Source organism: Streptomyces sp. NPDC053541 (assembly GCF_044544705.1).
Taxonomy (GTDB): domain Bacteria; phylum Actinomycetota; class Actinomycetes; order Streptomycetales; family Streptomycetaceae; genus Streptomyces.
In genome coordinates this window covers 333,691-350,988 of the sequence record NZ_JBITXM010000004.1, presented here as the reverse complement: position 1 = coordinate 350,988, position 17,298 = coordinate 333,691, and the positions used below count along the sequence as shown (strand labels likewise).

Annotated in this window: 14 protein-coding genes; 5 read left to right on the top strand and 9 right to left on the bottom strand. The window is 74.5% G+C overall.

The features are described 5' to 3' along the window. The first annotated feature begins 88 nt into the window (after positions 1-88). Genes ACIGW2_RS12145 through ACIGW2_RS12130 form a run of 4 tightly spaced genes read left to right on the top strand, consistent with a single transcriptional unit; the run spans position 89 to position 4,591 of the window. Positions 89-1,069: a DUF6457 domain-containing protein gene (locus tag ACIGW2_RS12145; protein WP_391654049.1), complete on the top strand. Its 981-nt coding sequence runs from the start codon at positions 89-91 to the stop codon at positions 1,067-1,069. Further along, complete coding sequence (locus ACIGW2_RS12140) at positions 1,066-2,484, top strand: molybdopterin molybdotransferase MoeA (protein WP_391654050.1); 1,419 nt, start codon at positions 1,066-1,068, stop codon at positions 2,482-2,484. Before ACIGW2_RS12145 ends, ACIGW2_RS12140 begins: the two co-directional genes overlap by 4 nt. Continuing rightward, on the top strand, positions 2,481-3,566 hold the full coding sequence (locus tag ACIGW2_RS12135; protein WP_391654051.1) for a potassium channel family protein: 1,086 nt from the start codon (positions 2,481-2,483) through the stop codon (positions 3,564-3,566). Before ACIGW2_RS12140 ends, ACIGW2_RS12135 begins: the two co-directional genes overlap by 4 nt. 38 nt (positions 3,567-3,604) lie before the next feature. Further along, entirely contained in the window at positions 3,605-4,591 is a 987-nt protein-coding gene (locus tag ACIGW2_RS12130; protein ID WP_391654052.1) for an NAD(P)H-quinone oxidoreductase, read from the top strand. A 217-nt stretch (positions 4,592-4,808) separates the two neighbouring features. On the opposite strand, the gene ACIGW2_RS12125 is transcribed toward ACIGW2_RS12130, so the two are convergent. The 6 genes from ACIGW2_RS12125 to ACIGW2_RS12100 all read right to left on the bottom strand — a co-directional run bounded on the left by ACIGW2_RS12125 (position 4,809) and on the right by ACIGW2_RS12100 (position 12,643). Continuing rightward, positions 4,809-5,366 carry a bacterial proteasome activator family protein gene (locus ACIGW2_RS12125; RefSeq protein ID WP_361578379.1) on the bottom strand — a complete coding sequence of 186 codons (558 nt, stop codon included), beginning with the start codon at positions 5,364-5,366 and terminating at the stop codon, positions 4,809-4,811. Positions 5,367-5,448: 82 nt separating this feature from the next. After that, positions 5,449-8,325 (bottom strand): FtsX-like permease family protein, encoded by a 2,877-nt coding sequence (locus ACIGW2_RS12120; RefSeq protein ID WP_391654053.1) that lies wholly within the window; start codon positions 8,323-8,325, stop codon positions 5,449-5,451. Continuing rightward, positions 8,322-9,062, bottom strand: coding sequence for an ABC transporter ATP-binding protein (locus tag ACIGW2_RS12115; protein WP_391654054.1), 741 nt, complete (start codon positions 9,060-9,062; stop codon positions 8,322-8,324). The genes ACIGW2_RS12120 and ACIGW2_RS12115 overlap by 4 nt, the downstream gene beginning before the upstream one ends. Before the next feature lie 233 nt (positions 9,063-9,295). Next, positions 9,296-9,976 carry a PadR family transcriptional regulator gene (locus ACIGW2_RS12110; protein WP_391654055.1) on the bottom strand — a complete coding sequence of 227 codons (681 nt, stop codon included), beginning with the start codon at positions 9,974-9,976 and terminating at the stop codon, positions 9,296-9,298. Positions 9,977-10,083: 107 nt separating this feature from the next. Beyond that, entirely contained in the window at positions 10,084-10,776 is a 693-nt protein-coding gene (locus tag ACIGW2_RS12105) for a hypothetical protein (protein WP_399843136.1), read from the bottom strand. 226 nt (positions 10,777-11,002) lie between these two features. Beyond that, positions 11,003-12,643: a protein kinase gene (locus tag ACIGW2_RS12100; RefSeq protein ID WP_399843133.1), complete on the bottom strand. Its 1,641-nt coding sequence runs from the start codon at positions 12,641-12,643 to the stop codon at positions 11,003-11,005. Between the two features lie 275 nt (positions 12,644-12,918). On the opposite strand from ACIGW2_RS12100, the gene ACIGW2_RS12095 reads away from it, so the two are divergent. Then, positions 12,919-14,628, top strand: coding sequence for a protein kinase (locus tag ACIGW2_RS12095; RefSeq protein WP_399843130.1), 1,710 nt, complete (start codon positions 12,919-12,921; stop codon positions 14,626-14,628). 3 nt (positions 14,629-14,631) lie between these two features. Here ACIGW2_RS12095 and ACIGW2_RS12090 read toward each other — a convergent pair whose 3' ends face one another. The 3 genes from ACIGW2_RS12090 to ACIGW2_RS12080 form a co-directional block, all read right to left on the bottom strand. Then, the gene (locus tag ACIGW2_RS12090) at positions 14,632-15,675 is read right to left on the bottom strand and encodes a phosphotransferase (protein WP_361578359.1); all 1,044 of its coding nucleotides are present in this window, start codon (positions 15,673-15,675) and stop codon (positions 14,632-14,634) included. 15 nt (positions 15,676-15,690) lie between these two features. Beyond that, positions 15,691-16,164, bottom strand: coding sequence for a pyridoxamine 5'-phosphate oxidase family protein (locus tag ACIGW2_RS12085; protein ID WP_399843127.1), 474 nt, complete (start codon positions 16,162-16,164; stop codon positions 15,691-15,693). Between the two features lie 274 nt (positions 16,165-16,438). Then, entirely contained in the window at positions 16,439-17,098 is a 660-nt protein-coding gene (locus ACIGW2_RS12080) for a response regulator transcription factor (RefSeq protein ID WP_361578353.1), read from the bottom strand. Positions 17,099-17,298 lie beyond the last annotated feature (200 nt).

The following is a 17,298-nucleotide window of genomic DNA, read 5'->3' as shown; positions in this document are numbered from 1 at the left end:
GGGACCCAACCCCACGCCGGGTCCCGGACGCGTTCCAGGATCCGGGCCGGTCACCCCGCCGGCCCGGCCACGGACCATACTGGCCGGCATGACGTCCGCGTACGACGCCCTCGTGCTGGCCGGCGGAGCCGCCCGGCGCCTCGGCGGTGCCGACAAGCCCGGCGTGCGGGTCGGCGGCAGGCCCCTGCTCGACCGGGTCCTCGCCGGCTGCCGCGACGCCGGCCGCACCGTGGTCGTCGCCGCCCCGCGCGCCACCGCCCGCCCCGTCGAATGGACCCGCGAGGAGCCTCCCGGCGGCGGCCCCGTCGCCGCCCTCGACGCCGGCCTCCGCCGCCTCGCCGAACCGCCCGGGCCTGCCGTACCGCCCGGGCCTGCCGAAGAGCCCCGCGCGCTCAAGGCCGACGCCTCCCCCGCCCCGGCCCCGGCCCCGGCGCCCGAGGCCGCACCCCGCGACCGGCCCGGCGCGCCCCTCGTGCTCGTGCTCTCCGCCGACCTGCCGTTCTTCGATGCCGGCGCCGCGCGGCTGCTGGTCGACGCCCTGGAGGCGGCGCCCGGGGCCGAGGGGGCCGTGGCCGTCGACCGGGAGGGGCGGGAGCAGCCGCTGGTGGCCGTGTACCGGGCCGGGGCCCTGCGCGGGGCGGTGGCCCGGGCCGCCGAGGAGCACGGGGGCCCGGCCGGGCTGCCGCTGCGCCGGGTCACCGGGGAGCTGAGGACCGTGGCGGTGCCCGTCGGGGACGCGGTCGCGTTCGACTGCGACACCTGGGAGGACATCGTCACGGCCCGGGCGAGGATCAGGGAGCATGGGACCGTGCTGGATGAATGGATCACCGCAGTCAAGGACGAACTGGGCATCGACCTGGACGTCGACACCGGCCTGCTGCTCGACCTGGCCCGCGACGCCGCGCACGGCGTCGCCCGGCCCGCCGCGCCGCTGACCACCTTCCTGGTCGGGTACGCGGCGGCGAGCGCCGCCGGGGCCGGCGGCGGCCGGGAGGCGGTCGCCGAGGCCGCCGCGAAGGCCGCAGCGCTCGCCCAGCGCTGGGCGGCCGAACAGGACGAGGCCGGATGACGAGCAAGGAGAGCGTGCCCGACGACGGCGTGGACGACGCCCTCGCCCTCGTCGGCCGCCGCCGACCCGACCCGGCACCCGACCCGGCACCCGACGCGGCACCCGGTCCGGCGCCGCGTGCGGCGTCCGGGGCCGCGCCTTCCGGGCCCTCCGACGCCCCGGAACCCGCGTCCGCCCCTGCCGCCCGCCCCGAGCGGCATCGCGCCACTCCCTGGCCGGAGGCCCGGACGGTCGCCGGGCGCGCCGGGGCGGAGGCCCTCGACCGGGGCACCCACCGGCGGCCCGCGCCGGTCGCGCTCGACGAGGCGCTCGGCAGGGTGCTGGCCGAGCCGCTGCGGGCGCTCACCGACCTGCCCTCCTTCGACACCTCCGCCATGGACGGCTGGGCCGTCGCGGGCCCCGGCCCCTGGCGGATCGACCCCGAGGGCTCCGTCCTCGCCGGCCACACCGGGGCGGCCGTGATCGCCGACGGCGACGCCGTGCGGATCGCCACCGGCGCCCGGGTGCCGGGCGGCGCCACCGCCGTCGTGCGCAGCGAGCACGCCCGCACCGACGCGGACGGCAGGCTGCACGCCCTGCGCCCCGTGACGCACGGCCAGGACATCCGCCCGCGCGGCCAGGAGTGCCGCACCGGCGACCGGCTGCTGCCCGCCGGCGGCCCCGTGACCCCCGCCGTCCTCGGGCTCGCCGCCGCGGCCGGCTACGACACCCTGACCGTGCACCCGCGCCCCCGGGTCGAGGTGCTGGTCCTCGGCGACGAACTGCTGAGCGCCGGACGGCCCCACGAGGGCCTGATCCGCGACGCCCTCGGCCCGATGCTCGGCCCCTGGCTGCGCGGACTCGGCGCCGAGGTCCTCGGCACCCGCCGGGTCGGCGACGATGCCGAGGCGCTGTACGAGGCGGTCACCGGATCCGCCGCCGATGTCGTGGTCACCACCGGCGGGACCGCCGCCGGACCCGTCGACCATGTGCACCCGGTGCTCGCCAAGGCCGGCGCCACCCTGCTGGTCGACGGCGTGAAGGTGCGGCCCGGGCATCCGATGCTGCTCGCCGCGCTCCCGGACGGCCGCCACCTGGTGGGCCTGCCCGGCAACCCGCTGGCCGCCGTGTCGGGCCTCCTGACGCTGGCCGAGCCGCTGCTGCGCGCGCTCGCCGGACGGCCGGGCCCCGCCCCGTACCGCGTCGAGGTGGCCGAGGAGGTCCAGGGGCACCCGTACGACACCCGGCTCGTCCCGGTCGTACGGCGCGGCGGCCGGGTCGTGCCGCTGCGCTACCACGGGCCCGCGATGCTGCGGGGGATCGCGGGTGCCGACGGCATGGCCGTGGTGCCGCCCGGCGGCGCCGTCGCGGGTCAGCCGCTCGACGTCCTCGACCTGCCCTGGTCGGCCGCGAACGAAGGGGTGTGTTTCACGTGAAACTTCCCAGCCGGGACGCGATGGCGCGACAGGCCGACGAACGGGTCGCGGGCCCCCGGGTCACCCTGCCCCGGCCGGTGGTCGAGAAGCCGCTCCGGCAGGTCGGCAAGCGCCTGCTGATGGCACTCGGCGTGATGGTCGTGACCGTCCTCATCGTCTATCTCGACCGGGACGGCTACCACGACAACGCCAACGGCACGCTCGACTTCCTCGACTGCGTCTACTACGCGACCGTCACCCTCTCCACCACGGGATACGGCGACATCGTCCCGTACAGCGACTCGGCGCGGCTCGCGAACATCCTGCTGGTCACGCCGCTGCGCGTGCTGTTCCTGATCATCCTGGTCGGCACCACCCTCGAGGTCCTCACGGAGCGGACCCGGGAGGAGTTCCGGCTGAACCGCTGGAGGGCCACCTTGCGCGAGCACACCGTCATCGTCGGCTTCGGCACCAAGGGGCGCTCGGCGATCCAGACCCTGTGCGCGACCGGGCTGCGCAAGGACCAGATCGTCATCGTCGACCCGTCGACGAAGGTGATCGAGGCGGCCAACGCCGACGGCTTCGTCGGCGTCGTCGGCGACGCGACCCGCAGCGACGTGCTGCTCCGCGCCGAGGTGCAGAAGGCCCGTCAGATCGTCATCGCCACCCAGCGCGACGACACCGCCGTACTGGTGACCCTGACGGCCCGCCAGCTCAACCGGGGCGCGAAGATCGTCGCCGCGGTCCGCGAGGAGGAGAACGCGCCGCTGTTGCGCCAATCCGGCGCCGATGCGGTGATCACCAGTGCCAGCGCCGCCGGCCGGCTGCTCGGCCTGTCCGTGCTCAGCCCCAGCGCGGGCACGGTGATGGAGGACCTGATCCAGCAGGGCTCCGGGCTCGACCTGGTCGAGCGCCCGGTGACCAAGGCCGAGGTGGGCCGCAGCGTCCGCGAGACCGACGACCTGGTGGTGAGCGTGCTGCGCGGCCACCGGCTGCTCGGTTACGACGACCCCGCCGCCAGCCCGCTCCAGCTCACCGACCGGGTGATCACCATCGTGCGGGCCGCGCCGGTCACCCCGCTCACCACGCCCGCCGAGGACTGACCCGGGACGGCCGGGGGCATCGGAGTAGCCTCGCCGGCATGCATGCGATCACGATTCCGGAACCCGGCGGGCCCGAGGCGCTGGTCTGGGCCGAGGTGCCCGACCCCGTCCCCGCCGAGGGCGAAGTGCTCGTCGAGGTGGTGGCGAGCGCCGTCAACCGTGCCGATCTGCTCCAGCGCCAGGGCTTCTACGACCCGCCGCCCGGCAGTTCGCCCTACCCCGGCCTCGAATGCGCGGGCCGGATCGTCGCGCTCGGCCCCGGCGTCTCCGGATGGGCGGTCGGCGACGAGGTGTGCGCGCTGCTCGTCGGCGGCGGTTACGCGGAGAAGGTGGCCGTGCCGGCCGGGCAGGTGCTGCCCGTGCCGGAGGGCGTGGACCTGGTGACGGCCGCCGCGCTGCCCGAAGTGGCCTGCACCGTCTGGTCGAACGTCTTCATGCTGGCCCATCTGCGGCCCGGCGAGACCCTGCTGGTGCACGGCGGCGCGAGCGGCATCGGCACCATGGCCATCCAGCTGGCCAAGGCGGTCGGCGCGCGGGTCGCGGTCACCGCCGGCGGGCCCGAGAAGCTGGCGCGCTGCGCCGAGTTGGGCGCGGACATCCTCATCGACTACCGCGAGCAGGACTTCGTCGAGGAGCTGCGCAAGGCGACGGACGGGGCCGGGGCGGACGTCATCCTGGACATCGTCGGCGCCAAGTACCTGGACCGGAACATCCAGGCCCTCGCGGTCAACGGGCGCCTGGTCGTCATCGGTCTCCAGGGCGGCGTCAAGGGCGAGCTCAACCTGGCCGCCCTGATGGGGAAGCGGGCCGCCGTTCTCGCGACCACCCTGCGCTCGCGCCCGCCGGCGGAGAAGGCGGCCGTGGTCGCCGCCGTGCGCGAGCACGTCTGGCCGCTGATCGGCGCGGGAACCGTCACCCCGGTCGTCGACCGCACCCTGTCGATGCCGGAGGCCGCCGAGGCCCACCGGGTCGTCGAGGCGAGCGGCCACGTCGGCAAGGTGCTGCTGGTGGCCCCGAAGGCCTGACGGGCCGCCAGGCGGTCCCGGAGAGCCGCCGACATCCGCCGAATCCAGCGACATCCGGCGGCATCCGCCGACATCCGGCGGCATCCGCCGATACCCGTCGCCCCCCGTGTCACCGACGGACGAAGGGCCCGGCAGGGGCGGCTTCCGCCACCCCGCCGGGCCCTCACCCATCACGGACGCGACGAACCGGAACCGAACCGGAACCGGAACGGACCGCTTACAGATACGGCCCCGAGCCGACCGCGCGGCCGCGCTGCGGGCCGTGGTCGTCGTCGTCATCGCCGTGCGGGGCGCCGGGCGGCAGGGCGCGGCGCATCTGCTCCAACTGGGCGCGGGCCGCCATCTGCTGGGCGAACAGCGCCGTCTGGATGCCGTGGAAGAGGCCCTCCAGCCAGCCGACCAACTGGGCCTGCGCGATGCGCAGTTCCGCGTCGGACGGGATGGCCTCGTCGGTGAACGGCAGGGAGAGCCGCTCCAGTTCCTCCACGAGCTCGGGCGCGAGCCCGTCCTCCAGCTCCTTCACCGAGCTGGAGTGGATCTCCTTGAGCCGTACGCGGCTGGCCTCGTCGAGAGGTGCCGCCCTGACCTCCTCCAGAAGCTGCTTGATCATGCTGCCGATCCGCATGACCTTCGCAGGCTGCTCGACCATTTCCGTCACCGGGACCTCGCGGGATTCGTCGTCACCCTGAGTGCCGCCGAGTGCCATCCCGTCCTGGCCCACGACGAGGACCTGGGGGCTGCTCTCCTGCGACCTGTCATTCCTCGGCATCTCCATGCCGCCATTCTCTCGCACATACGCCTCAACAGACGGTCTGCCCCCGGAGGACGGTGATCACCCTCCTCCGGGGGCACGGGCGTCAGTGCGCGGCGCGGCGGGCCAGCGCCCCGCGCGAGCGGGTCACCAGGGCCGCGAGGAGCGCGGCGCCGAGCGGCACGGCCACCAGGAGCGCGGCGAGCGTCTCCCAGGGCACGACGATCGGCAGGACCGGCGGGCCCTCGGTGCCGCCCCAGCCCTCGGCCACGCTCTGCTCGTAGAAGCGGACCGCTTCCCGCTCCTCGGTGAGCCGCAGCGCCACGGCGGGCAGCACGCCGGCGGCGGAGCCCAGGACCACGCCCATCGCCGCGACGACGCCGCACTGGAAGCCGCTGAGGGTGCGGCGCACCCGGGGCGGGGCGCCGACCGCGGAGAGGGTCTTCAGATCGGCCTCGGCGTCGGCCTGGGCGAGACCGGTGGCGATGCCGGCCGCGCCGATGGTGACCAGGCCGGCGAAGACGGTCAGCGCGAGCAGCACCAGGCTGTTCTTGCTGACGTAGCCCTCCTCCAGGGTCAGCTCGACCTGGCTGCCCAGCTTGGCGATCTCGCCGTCGAGCCGCTGCCGCTGCTCGCTGCTCGGCAGCCGGTCGGTGGTGAAGTACGCGCCCATGGGGGCGGTCGTCAGTCCGGCGGCCTTGGCGGCGGCGGGGGTGAGGACGCTCTGCACGCCGTACGAGCGCGGCGAGCCGGGCACCTGGTAGGCCGGGAAGGACGTGACCTCGCCGGGCAGCGGCTTGTTGTCCTGGGCGGCCTTGTCGTAGGCCTCCATGTCGGTGATCAGCCGGATGCCGACGGTGTGCGTCTTCCGGTCGACCTGCGGTGCGCTGAAGCTGACCAGCTTGCCCTCGGCGAGGGCCTTGGCGGCGCCCGGGTCGGTGATGCCGAGGACCTTCAGGATGGGGGCGTCCGCGATGAGCATGTTGCCCTCCACGTAGACGCCCTCGCCCTCCATGCCCCGGCAGCGCCAGTCCTCCGTGCGCAGCTTGGTGCGCTCGGCGGGGGTGAAGCGCTCCGAGGGGTCGCTGCCGTCCTTGGTCGGTGCCCAGAGCGGGCACTCGTTGGCCGGCGGGGTGACGATCTCGAAGCGGCCGCAGCCCTGGCCGCCGCCCCAGCTGTCGCAGCCGGGCTTGCCGACGGAGATCCGGGAGACGTCGACGCGGAGGTCGACCGGGAAGAAGCGCTGCACGGCGTCGCGGACGGCCGGCGCGTCCCGCCCGCCCTCCTCGGTGACGATCGCGGCGACGGCCCCGTACGGCAGCTTCGGCTGGTACTCGTTCAGTCCCTGGGCGTCCCGGCTCGCGGCGTACGTGGAGACGGCGACGGTGCCCGCGACGGCGGCCAGGACCGCGGCGACGGCGGGCGCCGTGCGGCCCCGGTTGCGCACCGCGTCGCGCAGCGCGAGCCGCGGCGACAGCGGCAGCCAGCGCCCACCGCGCCCGAACAGGCCGACCAGCGCCGGGGTGAGGGCGACCACGCCCAGCTCGGCGATGGCCGAGCCGCCCGCGACCATGAGGACCTGGTCGGTGAAGACCGAGCCGTACAGCGCGATCACGGCGCCGAGGGCGACGGCGATCAGGCCGAGCACGGGCAGCACCCGGCTGGAGCGGCGGACGCCGCGGCGGCCGGTGAGGGAGGCGAGGACGGTCTGCCGGGAGGCGGTGACCGCAGGGACGATCGCGGAGAGCAGACCGGTCAGGACCGCGAGGCCGGCGATGCCGAGGAGCTCCAGCGGCCGGATGGTGAAGCCGCCGAACCGCTGCCCCATGTACTCCTCCAGGAGCGGCCGGAGCACGAAGGTGAGCAGCAGGGCGAGGACCGTGCCGACGAGGGCCGCGGCGGCGCCGATGACCAGGCCGCCGCTCAGCACGATGGCGCGGATGTGACGGCGGTCGCCGCCGTTGGCGCCGACCAGACCGAGCTGGCGGCGCGAGCGGCGGGCGCCGACGGCGAAGGCGGGGCCGGCGAGCAGGCAGATCTCCAGCATCGCTAGGCCGACGATGGTGCCGACGGCGGCCAGCGCGGCGGCGTCACCCGCGGCGCTGCGCTCGTACGGGCGCCCGCCCTCCCGCTGGTAGAGCGGGATCTCGGAGTCGGCGGGCGGGTCGAGGACGACCGCGCGCGAGGTGACCAGGACGCCCTTCTTGTTGATCTCCTGGACCGTGTTCCACGTGAAACCACCGGCCCGGGAGGTCTTCACCAGATAGGTGGTGGTGAGGTCGGGCGCCGGGATGCCGGCCTTCTCGACCGCGGCCCCGTACGGCGCGAGGAAGGCCCCCGGCAGCGCGTTGACCTGCTCGGTCTTCAGCTCGCTGGGCAGCTCGTAGGCGCCGGTGATCCGGTACTCGCGGTCGAAGCCGCGGGCGGTGAGGGTCGAGCCGACCGTGAGCCCGCTGCTCTTCAGGAACGCGGTGGTGGCGGCGAGCTCGTCGTTCTTCTCCGGGAAGCGGCCCTCGGTGAGCGTCATGATGCCGCGGGCGATCGGGTCGGCGGCCTTCAGCTCGCGCACCTGGGTCTGCAGCAGACCGTGCGCGGTGGTCAGCTTGGCGCCGCCGCGGGTGTCGGTGAGGACCGTCGCACCGGCGGGTATGACCTTGCGGACGTCCGTCGGGCCGTCCGGCCAGGGCTTGTTGCTCTTGCTGTAGTCCTCGACGGGCGTGAACTGGTCGCCCTTCGGGTCCTGGAGCAGCGGGACCCCGCTCATCTGGGCGTCCCTCAGCTCCGCGTCGGCGGCGCCCAGGGAGCGCTCCAGCTGCTGCGCGGGGGTGAGTTCGGAGCTGCGCATGGTCAGCTGGAAGGCGCTGACGCCGAGGATCGGCAGCGCGATCATCGCGAGGACGAGGAAGCTGCGGCCCTTGGAGCGCCAGGCGTCACGGCGGGCGATGCGGACCGCGGCCCGCCAGGAGTGGAACCAGGTCGTCACTGCTGCGTCACCCGGCCGGTCAGGAGCGAGTCGGCCTCGCTGCGCACGGTCTGGTCGACGACGGAGCCGTCCCGCAGGAACACCACGCGGTCGGCCCAGGCGGCGAACCGCGGCTCGTGGGTGACCAGGATGCCGGCGGCGCCCGCGTCGCAGCGGGAGCGGAGCAGCGCGAGCACGGACTCGCCGGTCTCGGAGTCGAGGGCACCGGTGGGCTCGTCGGCGAGCACCAGCCGGCGTGCGCCGACCAGGGCGCGGGCGATGGCCACCCGCTGCTGCTGGCCGCCGGACATCTCGTCGGGGAAGCGGTCGGCGAGGTGGCCGAGGTCCATCTCGGCGAGCGCGGCGAGGGCCTCGCCCCGGGCCTTGCGGGCGGAGACGCCGTCCAGTTCGCGGGGCAGGGCCACGTTCTCGGCGGCGGTGAGCGCCGGGATGAGGTTGTAGTCCTGGAAGACGTAGCCGATGCTGCGGCGGCGCAGCGCGGCGAGCTCCTTGCGGCCGGCGGTGGTGATGTCGGTGCCCTCGACGAAGACCTGGCCGGAGGTCGGGGTGTCGAGGCCGCCGGCGATGGTCAGCAGCGTCGACTTGCCGGAGCCGGACGGGCCCATGACGGCGACGAGTTCGCCGGGGTGGACGTCGAGGTCGACGCCGCGCAGGGCGTGCACCTCCGTGGCGCCCGAGCCGTGGACTCGGGTGAGGTTCTGCAGGCGCAGCACGGGCTGCTGCTGGGCGGTGGTCATGGAATCCCCCTCGGGCGTACGCGGCGAACGGGCGCGCGCGGAGCGGTCGCGATCGGCGCCGGGCGTACGGACGGTCTGGGTAGGCCGGACGGCTGTCCGGAGGGTCGGACGGGTGGACGGAAGGTCAGGCGGTGAACGGAAGGCCAGGTCGCGGACGGAAGCGGAAAGGCACTCGGAAGCGGAGGCCCGGATGCCCGGAGCCCGGAAGGGCGGCGGGAAGGAGGGCCGGGCGCTCAGCGCCGGCGGGCGGACCCGGTGGCCGGCGCGGTGCCGGTACGGGGAGCGGGGCCGGCGGCGGCCTCGGCCGCTCCCCCTGCCGGACCCGGCCCCGGGCCCGGGGTCTCGGCCGTGGCTCCGGCGGCCGCGGCCACCGCCGAGAGGCGGATCAGCCGCGCCTCGCAGTGGTCGAGCCAGCGCGCCTCGGCCTCGGTCTGGAAGATCAGCTGCTCCAGGACCAGGAGCCAGGCGACGTCGTCGCGCTCCTGGGCCCCGCCCCGCTCCACGGCGGTGATCGCCTGCGCCTTGAGCCGGGTGTAGTCCTGCATGGCCTTCACCGTGTGGCGGCGCTGCGACTGGATGACGTCGCGGATGTCGACCCCTGGCGCGCCGACGGCCATGGCGAGCTTGATGGCCAGCTCGTCACGGGCCGGACTGGTGCGGTCCACGGGGTTCTCGAACCAGCTGCGCAGCTCGGCGCGACCGCTGTCGGTGATCGCGTAGAGCGCGTGACCGGCCGCGTCCTCCCCGTCCTGGACGACCATGCCGTCCCGTTCGAGACGGCTCAGGGTCGTGTAGACCTGGCCCACGTTGAGCGGCCAGGTGGAACCGGTGCGGGACTCGAACTCGGTGCGGAGCTGAGAGCCGTAGCGCGGCCCGCGTTCGAGGAGGGCGAGGAGCCCGTGGCGGATCGACATACCGAGTATGTATACCGAGTAAGTCGGTGAGGACAAGCGCCGTACGACGGATGCGGAGGGTCCGACTCAAGGGGGACCCGGCGGTCCGGCCCGGCCCCCGCGGGCGCTCAGCGGCGCCGCATCCGGACCCCGAGGAAGCCGATGCCGAGACCGACCAGGGAGAGCCCGACGCCCAGTGTGAGCACGGGAATCCGCCGGTCGGAGAGGCTCGTGGCGGCCTCCGCGCCGATGCCCGCGCCGGCCGCCGGCTGATGCGCGGCGGGGCTCGAAGCGGCCGGCGGGTCCGTCTCCGGGAGGACGTCGGCGGGGTCCTCGGGGCTTGTTTCCGGCTCCGCTTCTGTTGCCGTTTTGGTACGAGCGGGGTCGGCCGGGCTCTCCCGTGCCGGCTCGGCGGGCGAGCCGGACCGCCCGGGCCGCTCCCGGCCCTCCCCCGCGAGGCGCCCCGCGAGCGAGGGGGAGCCGCTGGGCCCGGGCGCCTCGGAGGGGCCGTGGGCCCCGGAGCTCGCGGACGGCGACCCGGCCGCCCCGGAGGCGGAGGGCGCGGCGGAGCCGCTCGGCGCGGGCGCGGGGGAGACGGTCGCGGAGGGCGGCGCGGAGCCGCGCGGCGCGGTGCCGCTCGGTGCGGGGGCCGAGGTCCCGGGCGCCGAGGTGCCGGGCCCCGAGGGGGACGAGGGCGTGGGGGTCGGCGCCGGGGTGGCCGTGCCGGAGGCCGGTGCCGTGGCCCGGGGCGTGGCTTCGGCCCCGTACGCCGGTGTCACCGCGCCCGCGGCCAGCCAGCAGACGAGGACGGGCGCGAGCACCCGCGCACGAGGACCTGATCCTGGAGTCACCGGGTGACCCCCTCCCGTACCGAACCGCCGAGTCGCGTTGTTCCACTCAGCGTCACATGTCGGCACAAAGCGGGCATCCCGGACGGGGCCGCCCGGGGGCGGTCCCGCCCGGGACGGAAGGGATCAGGGCCGGATCGGCGGCCGGATCAGGAAGGGATCAGGGCCGGATCAGGGAGTGATCGGAGAGGAACGGGGGCTACTGCTGCGGCGGGTTGCCCGTCGAGACCTGGAAGTCGAACTCGGCGTCGGCCTTGCTGATCTCCGTGCCCTGGCGCGGGTACTGCGTCATGACCGTGCCCTGGCCGTAGGTGGACTCGTCGACCGAGGACTCCGACTTGATCTTCCAGCCGGCGGCCTGGAGGCAGTCCTTCACCGACTTGATGTTCTTGTAGGTGAAGTCGGGGACCTCGAACTTGTCCGGGTCGCTGCTGGACTCGCGCGGCTCGGTGCACTTCTTCGAGTCGATCGTCTTGCTGTAGTCCGGACCCTTGTAGCCGGGGGCGGTGCTCGTCGTCTGGGTCGGGTCCGTGCCGCCGCCGCCCGCCTCGTTGTCCGGGTCCCGGTTCATCAGGGAGATGCCGGTGATGACGCCGGCCACGACGATCAGGGCGGCCGCGATCAGCGCGATCCGGTTCCGGCTGCCGCTGCCGCCGCCGGTGCCGCCCACGTGCGACTGCACCGTGTACGGGCCGGGCGCGGGCGTCGCCACCGGCGCCGGGGTCTGGTAGGCGGGCGCCGGGGCCGGGGTGTGCGCCTGCGGGTAGCCGTAGGAGGGCGCCGGGGTGGGGACGCCGTACGGGCCGGGCTGCGGGGTGTGCGGCATCGGCGGCTGGTACGGGGTCTGCACCCCGTGCGTGGACGGCGGCGGGGTCTGGCCGACCGGCGGGAAGACCGCCGAGCCGACGCCCGAACCGCTCTGCACCGGGCCGCCCGCGACGATCACCGGCGCGCCGGTCTGCCCGGCCGACAGCACCCGCAGGCACTCGTCGCGCATGGCGGCGGCGCTCGGGAAGCGCTCGTTCGGGTTCTTCTTCAGGGCGCGGGCGACGAGCGCGTCCATCGCCGGGGTCACCGAGCGGTTGACCGTGGACGGCGCGACCGGCTCCTCCTGCACGTGCGCGTACGCGATGGCCAGCGGCGAGTCCGCGTCGAAGGGCAGACGGCCCGTCAGGAGCTGGAAGAGCATGATGCCGACCGAGTACAGGTCGGAGCGGGCGTCGACGCCGCGGCCCAGGGCCTGCTCGGGGGAGAGGTACTGCGGGGTGCCGACGACCATGCCCGTCTGGGTCATCGAGGTGACCCCGGACTGCATGGCGCGGGCGATGCCGAAGTCCATGACCTTGACCACGCCGCGCTTGGTCATCATCACGTTGCCCGGCTTGATGTCCCGGTGGACCAGGCCCATTTCGTGGCTGGTCTCCAGGGCCGCGAGCACGTCCGCGGTGACCTTCAGCGCCTTGTCGGCCGGCATCGCGCCGTACTGCTGCACGTCCGCGGCGAGCACCGAGCCGAGCGGCTGGCCCTCCACGTACTCCATGACGATGTACGGCATGACGGCGCCGTCGAGGGTGTCCTCGCCGGTGTCGAAGACCGACACGATGTTCGTGTGCGACAGCTTGGCGACGGCCTGCGCCTCGCGGCGGAAGCGTTCGCGGAAGGACTGTTCGCGGCCCAGCTCGGTGTGCAGCGTCTTGATCGCGACCTGGCGGTCCAGCGCGCTGTCGTACGCGAGGTAGACGGACGCCATGCCGCCTTCGCCGAGCAGGTCACGCAGCTGGTACCGGCCGCCCGCGACCGAACCGCCCGCATAGCGGCCCTGTGCGCCGTCCTGGCTCATCTCGTGCTTCCCCCTACGCGCGCGTGGCGGCGCTGATCCGGAATTTCCTGGCCAAGTCTGCCCGAGGGCAGTGACACGTCAAGCCGGGCACCGGTTCGGTGCCCGTTCCGTGACCCTCCGCACAGCAGACGTCGCGGAAGCGTGACAGGAACGGCATGGATTTGCACAGGTGTACGTGCTGGGAGTGGGATGACCCCTTCATCGCGGACCGTGATGTCGTACGGAGCCTGTAGCGTGACGACTGGACACGGCACGAGAGACGACGGCGAGGACTGATGGCACCCGATTCCGAAGCTGGTGGCGGAGTGCCGGACGCGTCCGCCGAGTCCTGGGGCGTCGGCGGAGTCGTCGGCGACGGACGCTACCGGCTGACCCACCGTCTGGGCCGCGGCGGCATGGCCGAGGTGTTCGCGGCCGAGGACGTGCGGCTCGGCCGCACGGTCGCGGTGAAGCTGCTGCGCGCCGACCTCGCCGAGGACCCCGTCTCCAAGGCCCGTTTCACGCGCGAGGCGCAGTCGGTCGCCGGCCTCAACCACCACGCGATCGTCGCCGTGTACGACTCCGGCGAGGACTTCGTCGGCGGCCAGTCCGTGCCGTACATCGTGATGGAGCTGGTCGAGGGCCGCACCATCCGCGACCTGCTGATCAGCGCCGAGGCACCCGGTCCCGAGCAGGCGCTCATCATCGTCTCCGGCGTCCTTGAGGCCCTGGCCTACTCCCACCAGCACGGCATCGTGCACCGGGACATCAAGCCGGCCAACGTGATCATCACCCACACCGGCGCCGTCAAGGTCATGGACTTCGGCATCGCGCGCGCCCTGCACGGCGCGCAGTCGACCATGACCCAGACCGGCATGGTCATGGGCACGCCGCAGTACCTCTCCCCCGAACAGGCGCTCGGCAAGGCCGTCGACCACCGCTCGGACCTGTACGCGACCGGCTGCCTGCTCTACGAACTGCTCGCGCTGCGGCCCCCGTTCACCGGCGAGACCCCGCTGTCGGTGGTCTACCAGCACGTCCAGGACGCCCCGATCCCGCCGTCCGAGGTCGCGCAGGGCGCGCCGCCGGAGCTGGACGGCCTGGTGATGCGCTCGCTCGCCAAGGACCCGGACGACCGGTTCCAGAGCGCCGAGGAGATGCGCGGCCTGATCCAGTACGGGCTGCAGATGCTCCAGGAGCAGGGCGGCCACACCGGCACCTGGAACACCGGTCCGGTCGACATGCACGAGGGCATGCACACGCCGGTCGGCGGCGTCGCCACGACCTCGGTGCTCGGCCACCCGATGCACCACGACACCGCGCAGGGCCCGATCCTGCCCCCGATGAACCCGGAGGACGGCGCCGCCGGTTACGGCCCCGGGGGCTACGACGGCGGCCTCGGCGGCTACGGCCAGGACGGCTACGGCGCGGCGGGCGGCAACGGGCGGAAGGGCGGCCGCGGCAAGGTGCTGCTCTTCGTCGCGCTCGCGCTGATCGCGATGATCGCGGGCGTGGCGTACGCGCTGGACAAGGCCGGAGACAAGGGCGACGGCGGGGGCACCAAGCCGCCGACGGTCACCAACTCCCCGTCCACGAAGAACGAGTCGCCGACCCCGTCCGAGGAGCCGAGCGACCAGACCGAGTCGCCGGACTCCTCGTCCGGCGGCGACCAGGGCTCGTGGACCCCGCCCACCAAGCGCCCGACCTACCGCCCGACCGAGGAGCCCACCCGGACCCAGGAGCCGACCACCGAGCCGACGGGCACGACGGACGGCGGTACGGGGACGACGGACGGCGGCACCACCGACGGCGGCACCACGGACGCCGGCACCACCGACGGCGGCACGAGCGACGGCGGCACGACCACCTCCGGCACCGGCGACGGCGGCACCACCGGCACCTCCACGGGCACGTCCACCGGGACCACGACGGGCACCTCCACGGGGACGTCCACCGGCACCTCGACGGGCACCTCCACCGGGACCACGACGGGCACGGGCCGCTGACCCTCACCCCGTGAACGCGTCGCGCACCGCCTCGTACTCACGGGTCCACCACACCGCCAGGGCCGACACCGCGGGAAACTGCGGGTCGGCCCTGTGGTCGTGCAGCTGGTAGCGCCAGCGCAGGGTCCAGAAGTCGTTGAGGCGCTCCCACCACACCCGCTCCACCGCCGCGGCCAGCTCGGCGCCGTCCGCGCCCGCCGCGCGCCGGTAGGCCCGCGCGTAGGCCCGCACCTTGTCCAGGGCCAGCTCGCCCGCGGGGCGTACGAAGAAGATCGCGGCGGCCCGGACCGCCTCCTCGGCGCGGGGGCGCGCCCCGAGCCGGTCCCAGTCGACGATCGCGGCCGGTTCGGCGCCCCGGTAGAGCAGGTTGAAGGGGTGGAAGTCGCCGTGCACCCAGCCGGTCGCGGCGGCGGCCGGCGGGCGGCGGTGGGCGTGTGCGGCGAGCAGCACGCGGCGTTCGCGCAGCCGGTGCTCGGCAAGCTCGTCGAAGCCGTCGCGCGGGCGGCGGGCCCGGACCAGGCGGAGCAGCTCGTCGATGAGCCGGAAGGTGTCCTCCGGGCGGGCGCTCTCGTGGCCGCGCTCGGCGGGCGGGGCGCCCATGACCCGGTCGAGGCCGGTGTGGACGCGGCCGAGGAGGCCGCCGAGCCGGCGGCAGCCGCCCGCGGACAGCTGGGCGCCGTCCCGGTGCCGGCCGTCGATCCAGGGGTACAGGGCGTAGCAGCGCCCGCCGATGACGGCGACGGTGCGGCCGCCGCCGTCGGGCAGCGGCGGGGCGACGGGCAGGCCGAGGGCGTGCAGCCGCTGGGTGGCCCGGTGCTGGCGCACGATGGTGTCCCGGTCGGCGGTCCTGGCGTCCACGTGCTGCTTGAGGAAGTAGGCGCCGCGGGTGGTGGCGAGCCGGTAGCCGCGGTTCAGCAGGCCCTGGGCCACGGGCTGGCAGGACAGCGGCTCGCCGGCCCCGGGGTAGCGGCGCAGCAGGGCGCGTACGGGCGGGGCGGGGAGCTGGGCGGGGAGCAGCGGGGCCGGGAGTACAGATGAGCGCGGCACTCCGCAGATGTTAGATCACGCTGCGTGGTGGAACGGTCGCTCGCCTGTGGGACCGCTGTTTTCGGCCGGGCGGTCGGCCGGGCGGTCGGCCGGGCGGTCGGCCGGGTAGTCGAGGTTGTGCAGGGTGACGAACTGCGGCTCGATCCGCATGTAGACGGGCTCGAAGGGCTCGCCGTCCACGTGGCTGGGCTCCGCCCCGAAGGCCGCGCGCTCCTCGGGGGTGGGCTCGGTGATCTCGGCGGTGCCGGTGAACTGCACGGCCCACAGCCGTGCGGCGCCCGAGTGGAGGTTGTCCGCGCCGTAGGCGACGACGCTGCCGTTGCAGGCCCGGTGGTAGCCGAGGCCCCGGTGCAGCCGGATGAGGACGCGCCCGTCCGCCACGACGTGGCGGGCCGGGGCGACGAAGGGCATCGCCCGCATGCTCGTGGCCAGCCGCCCGTACGACACGCTGCCCAGCAGCTCGATGGCGCGGATCTCCTCGGTGGACATGGATCCACTCTCCGCCGCCGGTCCAGCCCGTGGAAGGGGCCCCCGCCCCGGTTCGGGAGGACGTTGGTCCCGAAGCGGACCCGTCCGGCCCCGGCCCGGACCTCGGCCCCAGGCCCTGGACCTCGGCCCCAGGCCCTGGGTCTCGGCCCCGAGCCCTGGACCACGGCCCTGGCCCCGGCCCCAAGCCCTGGACCCCGGCCCTGGACCCCGGCCCCGGACCCCGGCCCCGGACCCGGACCTCGGCCCCCGGCCCCAAGCCCGCCGGCTCAGCGGCTCAGCGGCGCTCGGCCTGCATCCGCGCCACGTACGCGGCGGCCTGCGAGCGGCGCTCCATGCCCAGCTTCGACAGCAGGCTGGACACGTAGTTCTTGATGGTCTTCTCCGCGAGGTGGAGGCGCTCGCCGATGGCCCGGTTGGTCAGGCCCTCGCCGATCAGGTCGAGGATCCTGCGCTCCTGCTCGGTGAGCCGGGCCAGCCGGTCGTCGCCCTTCGGGCCGTTGCCGTCCCGCAGGCGCTCCAGGACCCGTGCGGTGGCCACCGGGTCGAGCAGCGACTTGCCGTCGGCGACGTCCCGGACCGCGCTCAGCAGTTCGTTGCCCCGAATGGCCTTGAGGACATAACCCGAGGCCCCGGCCATGATCGCGTCGAAGAGGGCCTCGTCGTCCGCGTACGAGGTGAGCATCAGGCACTTGATCGCGTCGTCCTGGGAGCGCACCTCGCGGCACACCTCGACCCCGCTGCCGTCCGGGAGCCGGACGTCGAGCACGGCCACGTCGGGGCGGGTCGCGGGGATCCTGACCAGGGCGTCCGCGGCGGTGCCGGCCTCGCCGACGACCTCGATGTCGTCCTCCACGGAGAGCAGCTCGTGGACGCCGCGCCGCACGACCTCGTGGTCGTCCAGCAGAAATACCCGGATTTTTCCTTCTTCGCGCACGCGGTCAGTCTCACATATTGGCTCTTCCCGCGCCCGGGGTGCCCGGGATAACGTGCCGGGTGTTCCGACGACGCCGTCGGGCCGCTGTCCCATGCGCTGACCAGCGGCGAATGCCCGTTTTCTCGATTTACTTGGAAATCCAAGCAAAATCGCAGGTCAAGTGGGGTTTCGCAGGAATGCCGCACTGTGGGTAACGTGCC

What these genes read in the sequence shown, in the direction of transcription:
- ACIGW2_RS12145 (WP_391654049.1), top strand. Translation starts at nt 89, where the DNA reads ATGACGTCCGCGTACGACGCCCTCGTGCTGGCCGGCGGAGCCGCCCGG.
- ACIGW2_RS12140 (WP_391654050.1), top strand. Translation starts at nt 1,066, where the DNA reads ATGACGAGCAAGGAGAGCGTGCCCGACGACGGCGTGGACGACGCCCTC.
- ACIGW2_RS12130 (WP_391654052.1), top strand. Translation starts at nt 3,605, where the DNA reads ATGCATGCGATCACGATTCCGGAACCCGGCGGGCCCGAGGCGCTGGTC.
- ACIGW2_RS12125 (WP_361578379.1), bottom strand. Translation starts at nt 5,366, where the DNA reads ATGGAGATGCCGAGGAATGACAGGTCGCAGGAGAGCAGCCCCCAGGTC.
- ACIGW2_RS12115 (WP_391654054.1), bottom strand. Translation starts at nt 9,062, where the DNA reads ATGACCACCGCCCAGCAGCAGCCCGTGCTGCGCCTGCAGAACCTCACC.
- ACIGW2_RS12110 (WP_391654055.1), bottom strand. Translation starts at nt 9,976, where the DNA reads ATGTCGATCCGCCACGGGCTCCTCGCCCTCCTCGAACGCGGGCCGCGC.
- ACIGW2_RS12100 (WP_399843133.1), bottom strand. Translation starts at nt 12,643, where the DNA reads ATGAGCCAGGACGGCGCACAGGGCCGCTATGCGGGCGGTTCGGTCGCG.
- ACIGW2_RS12095 (WP_399843130.1), top strand. Translation starts at nt 12,919, where the DNA reads ATGGCACCCGATTCCGAAGCTGGTGGCGGAGTGCCGGACGCGTCCGCC.
- ACIGW2_RS12085 (WP_399843127.1), bottom strand. Translation starts at nt 16,164, where the DNA reads ATGTCCACCGAGGAGATCCGCGCCATCGAGCTGCTGGGCAGCGTGTCG.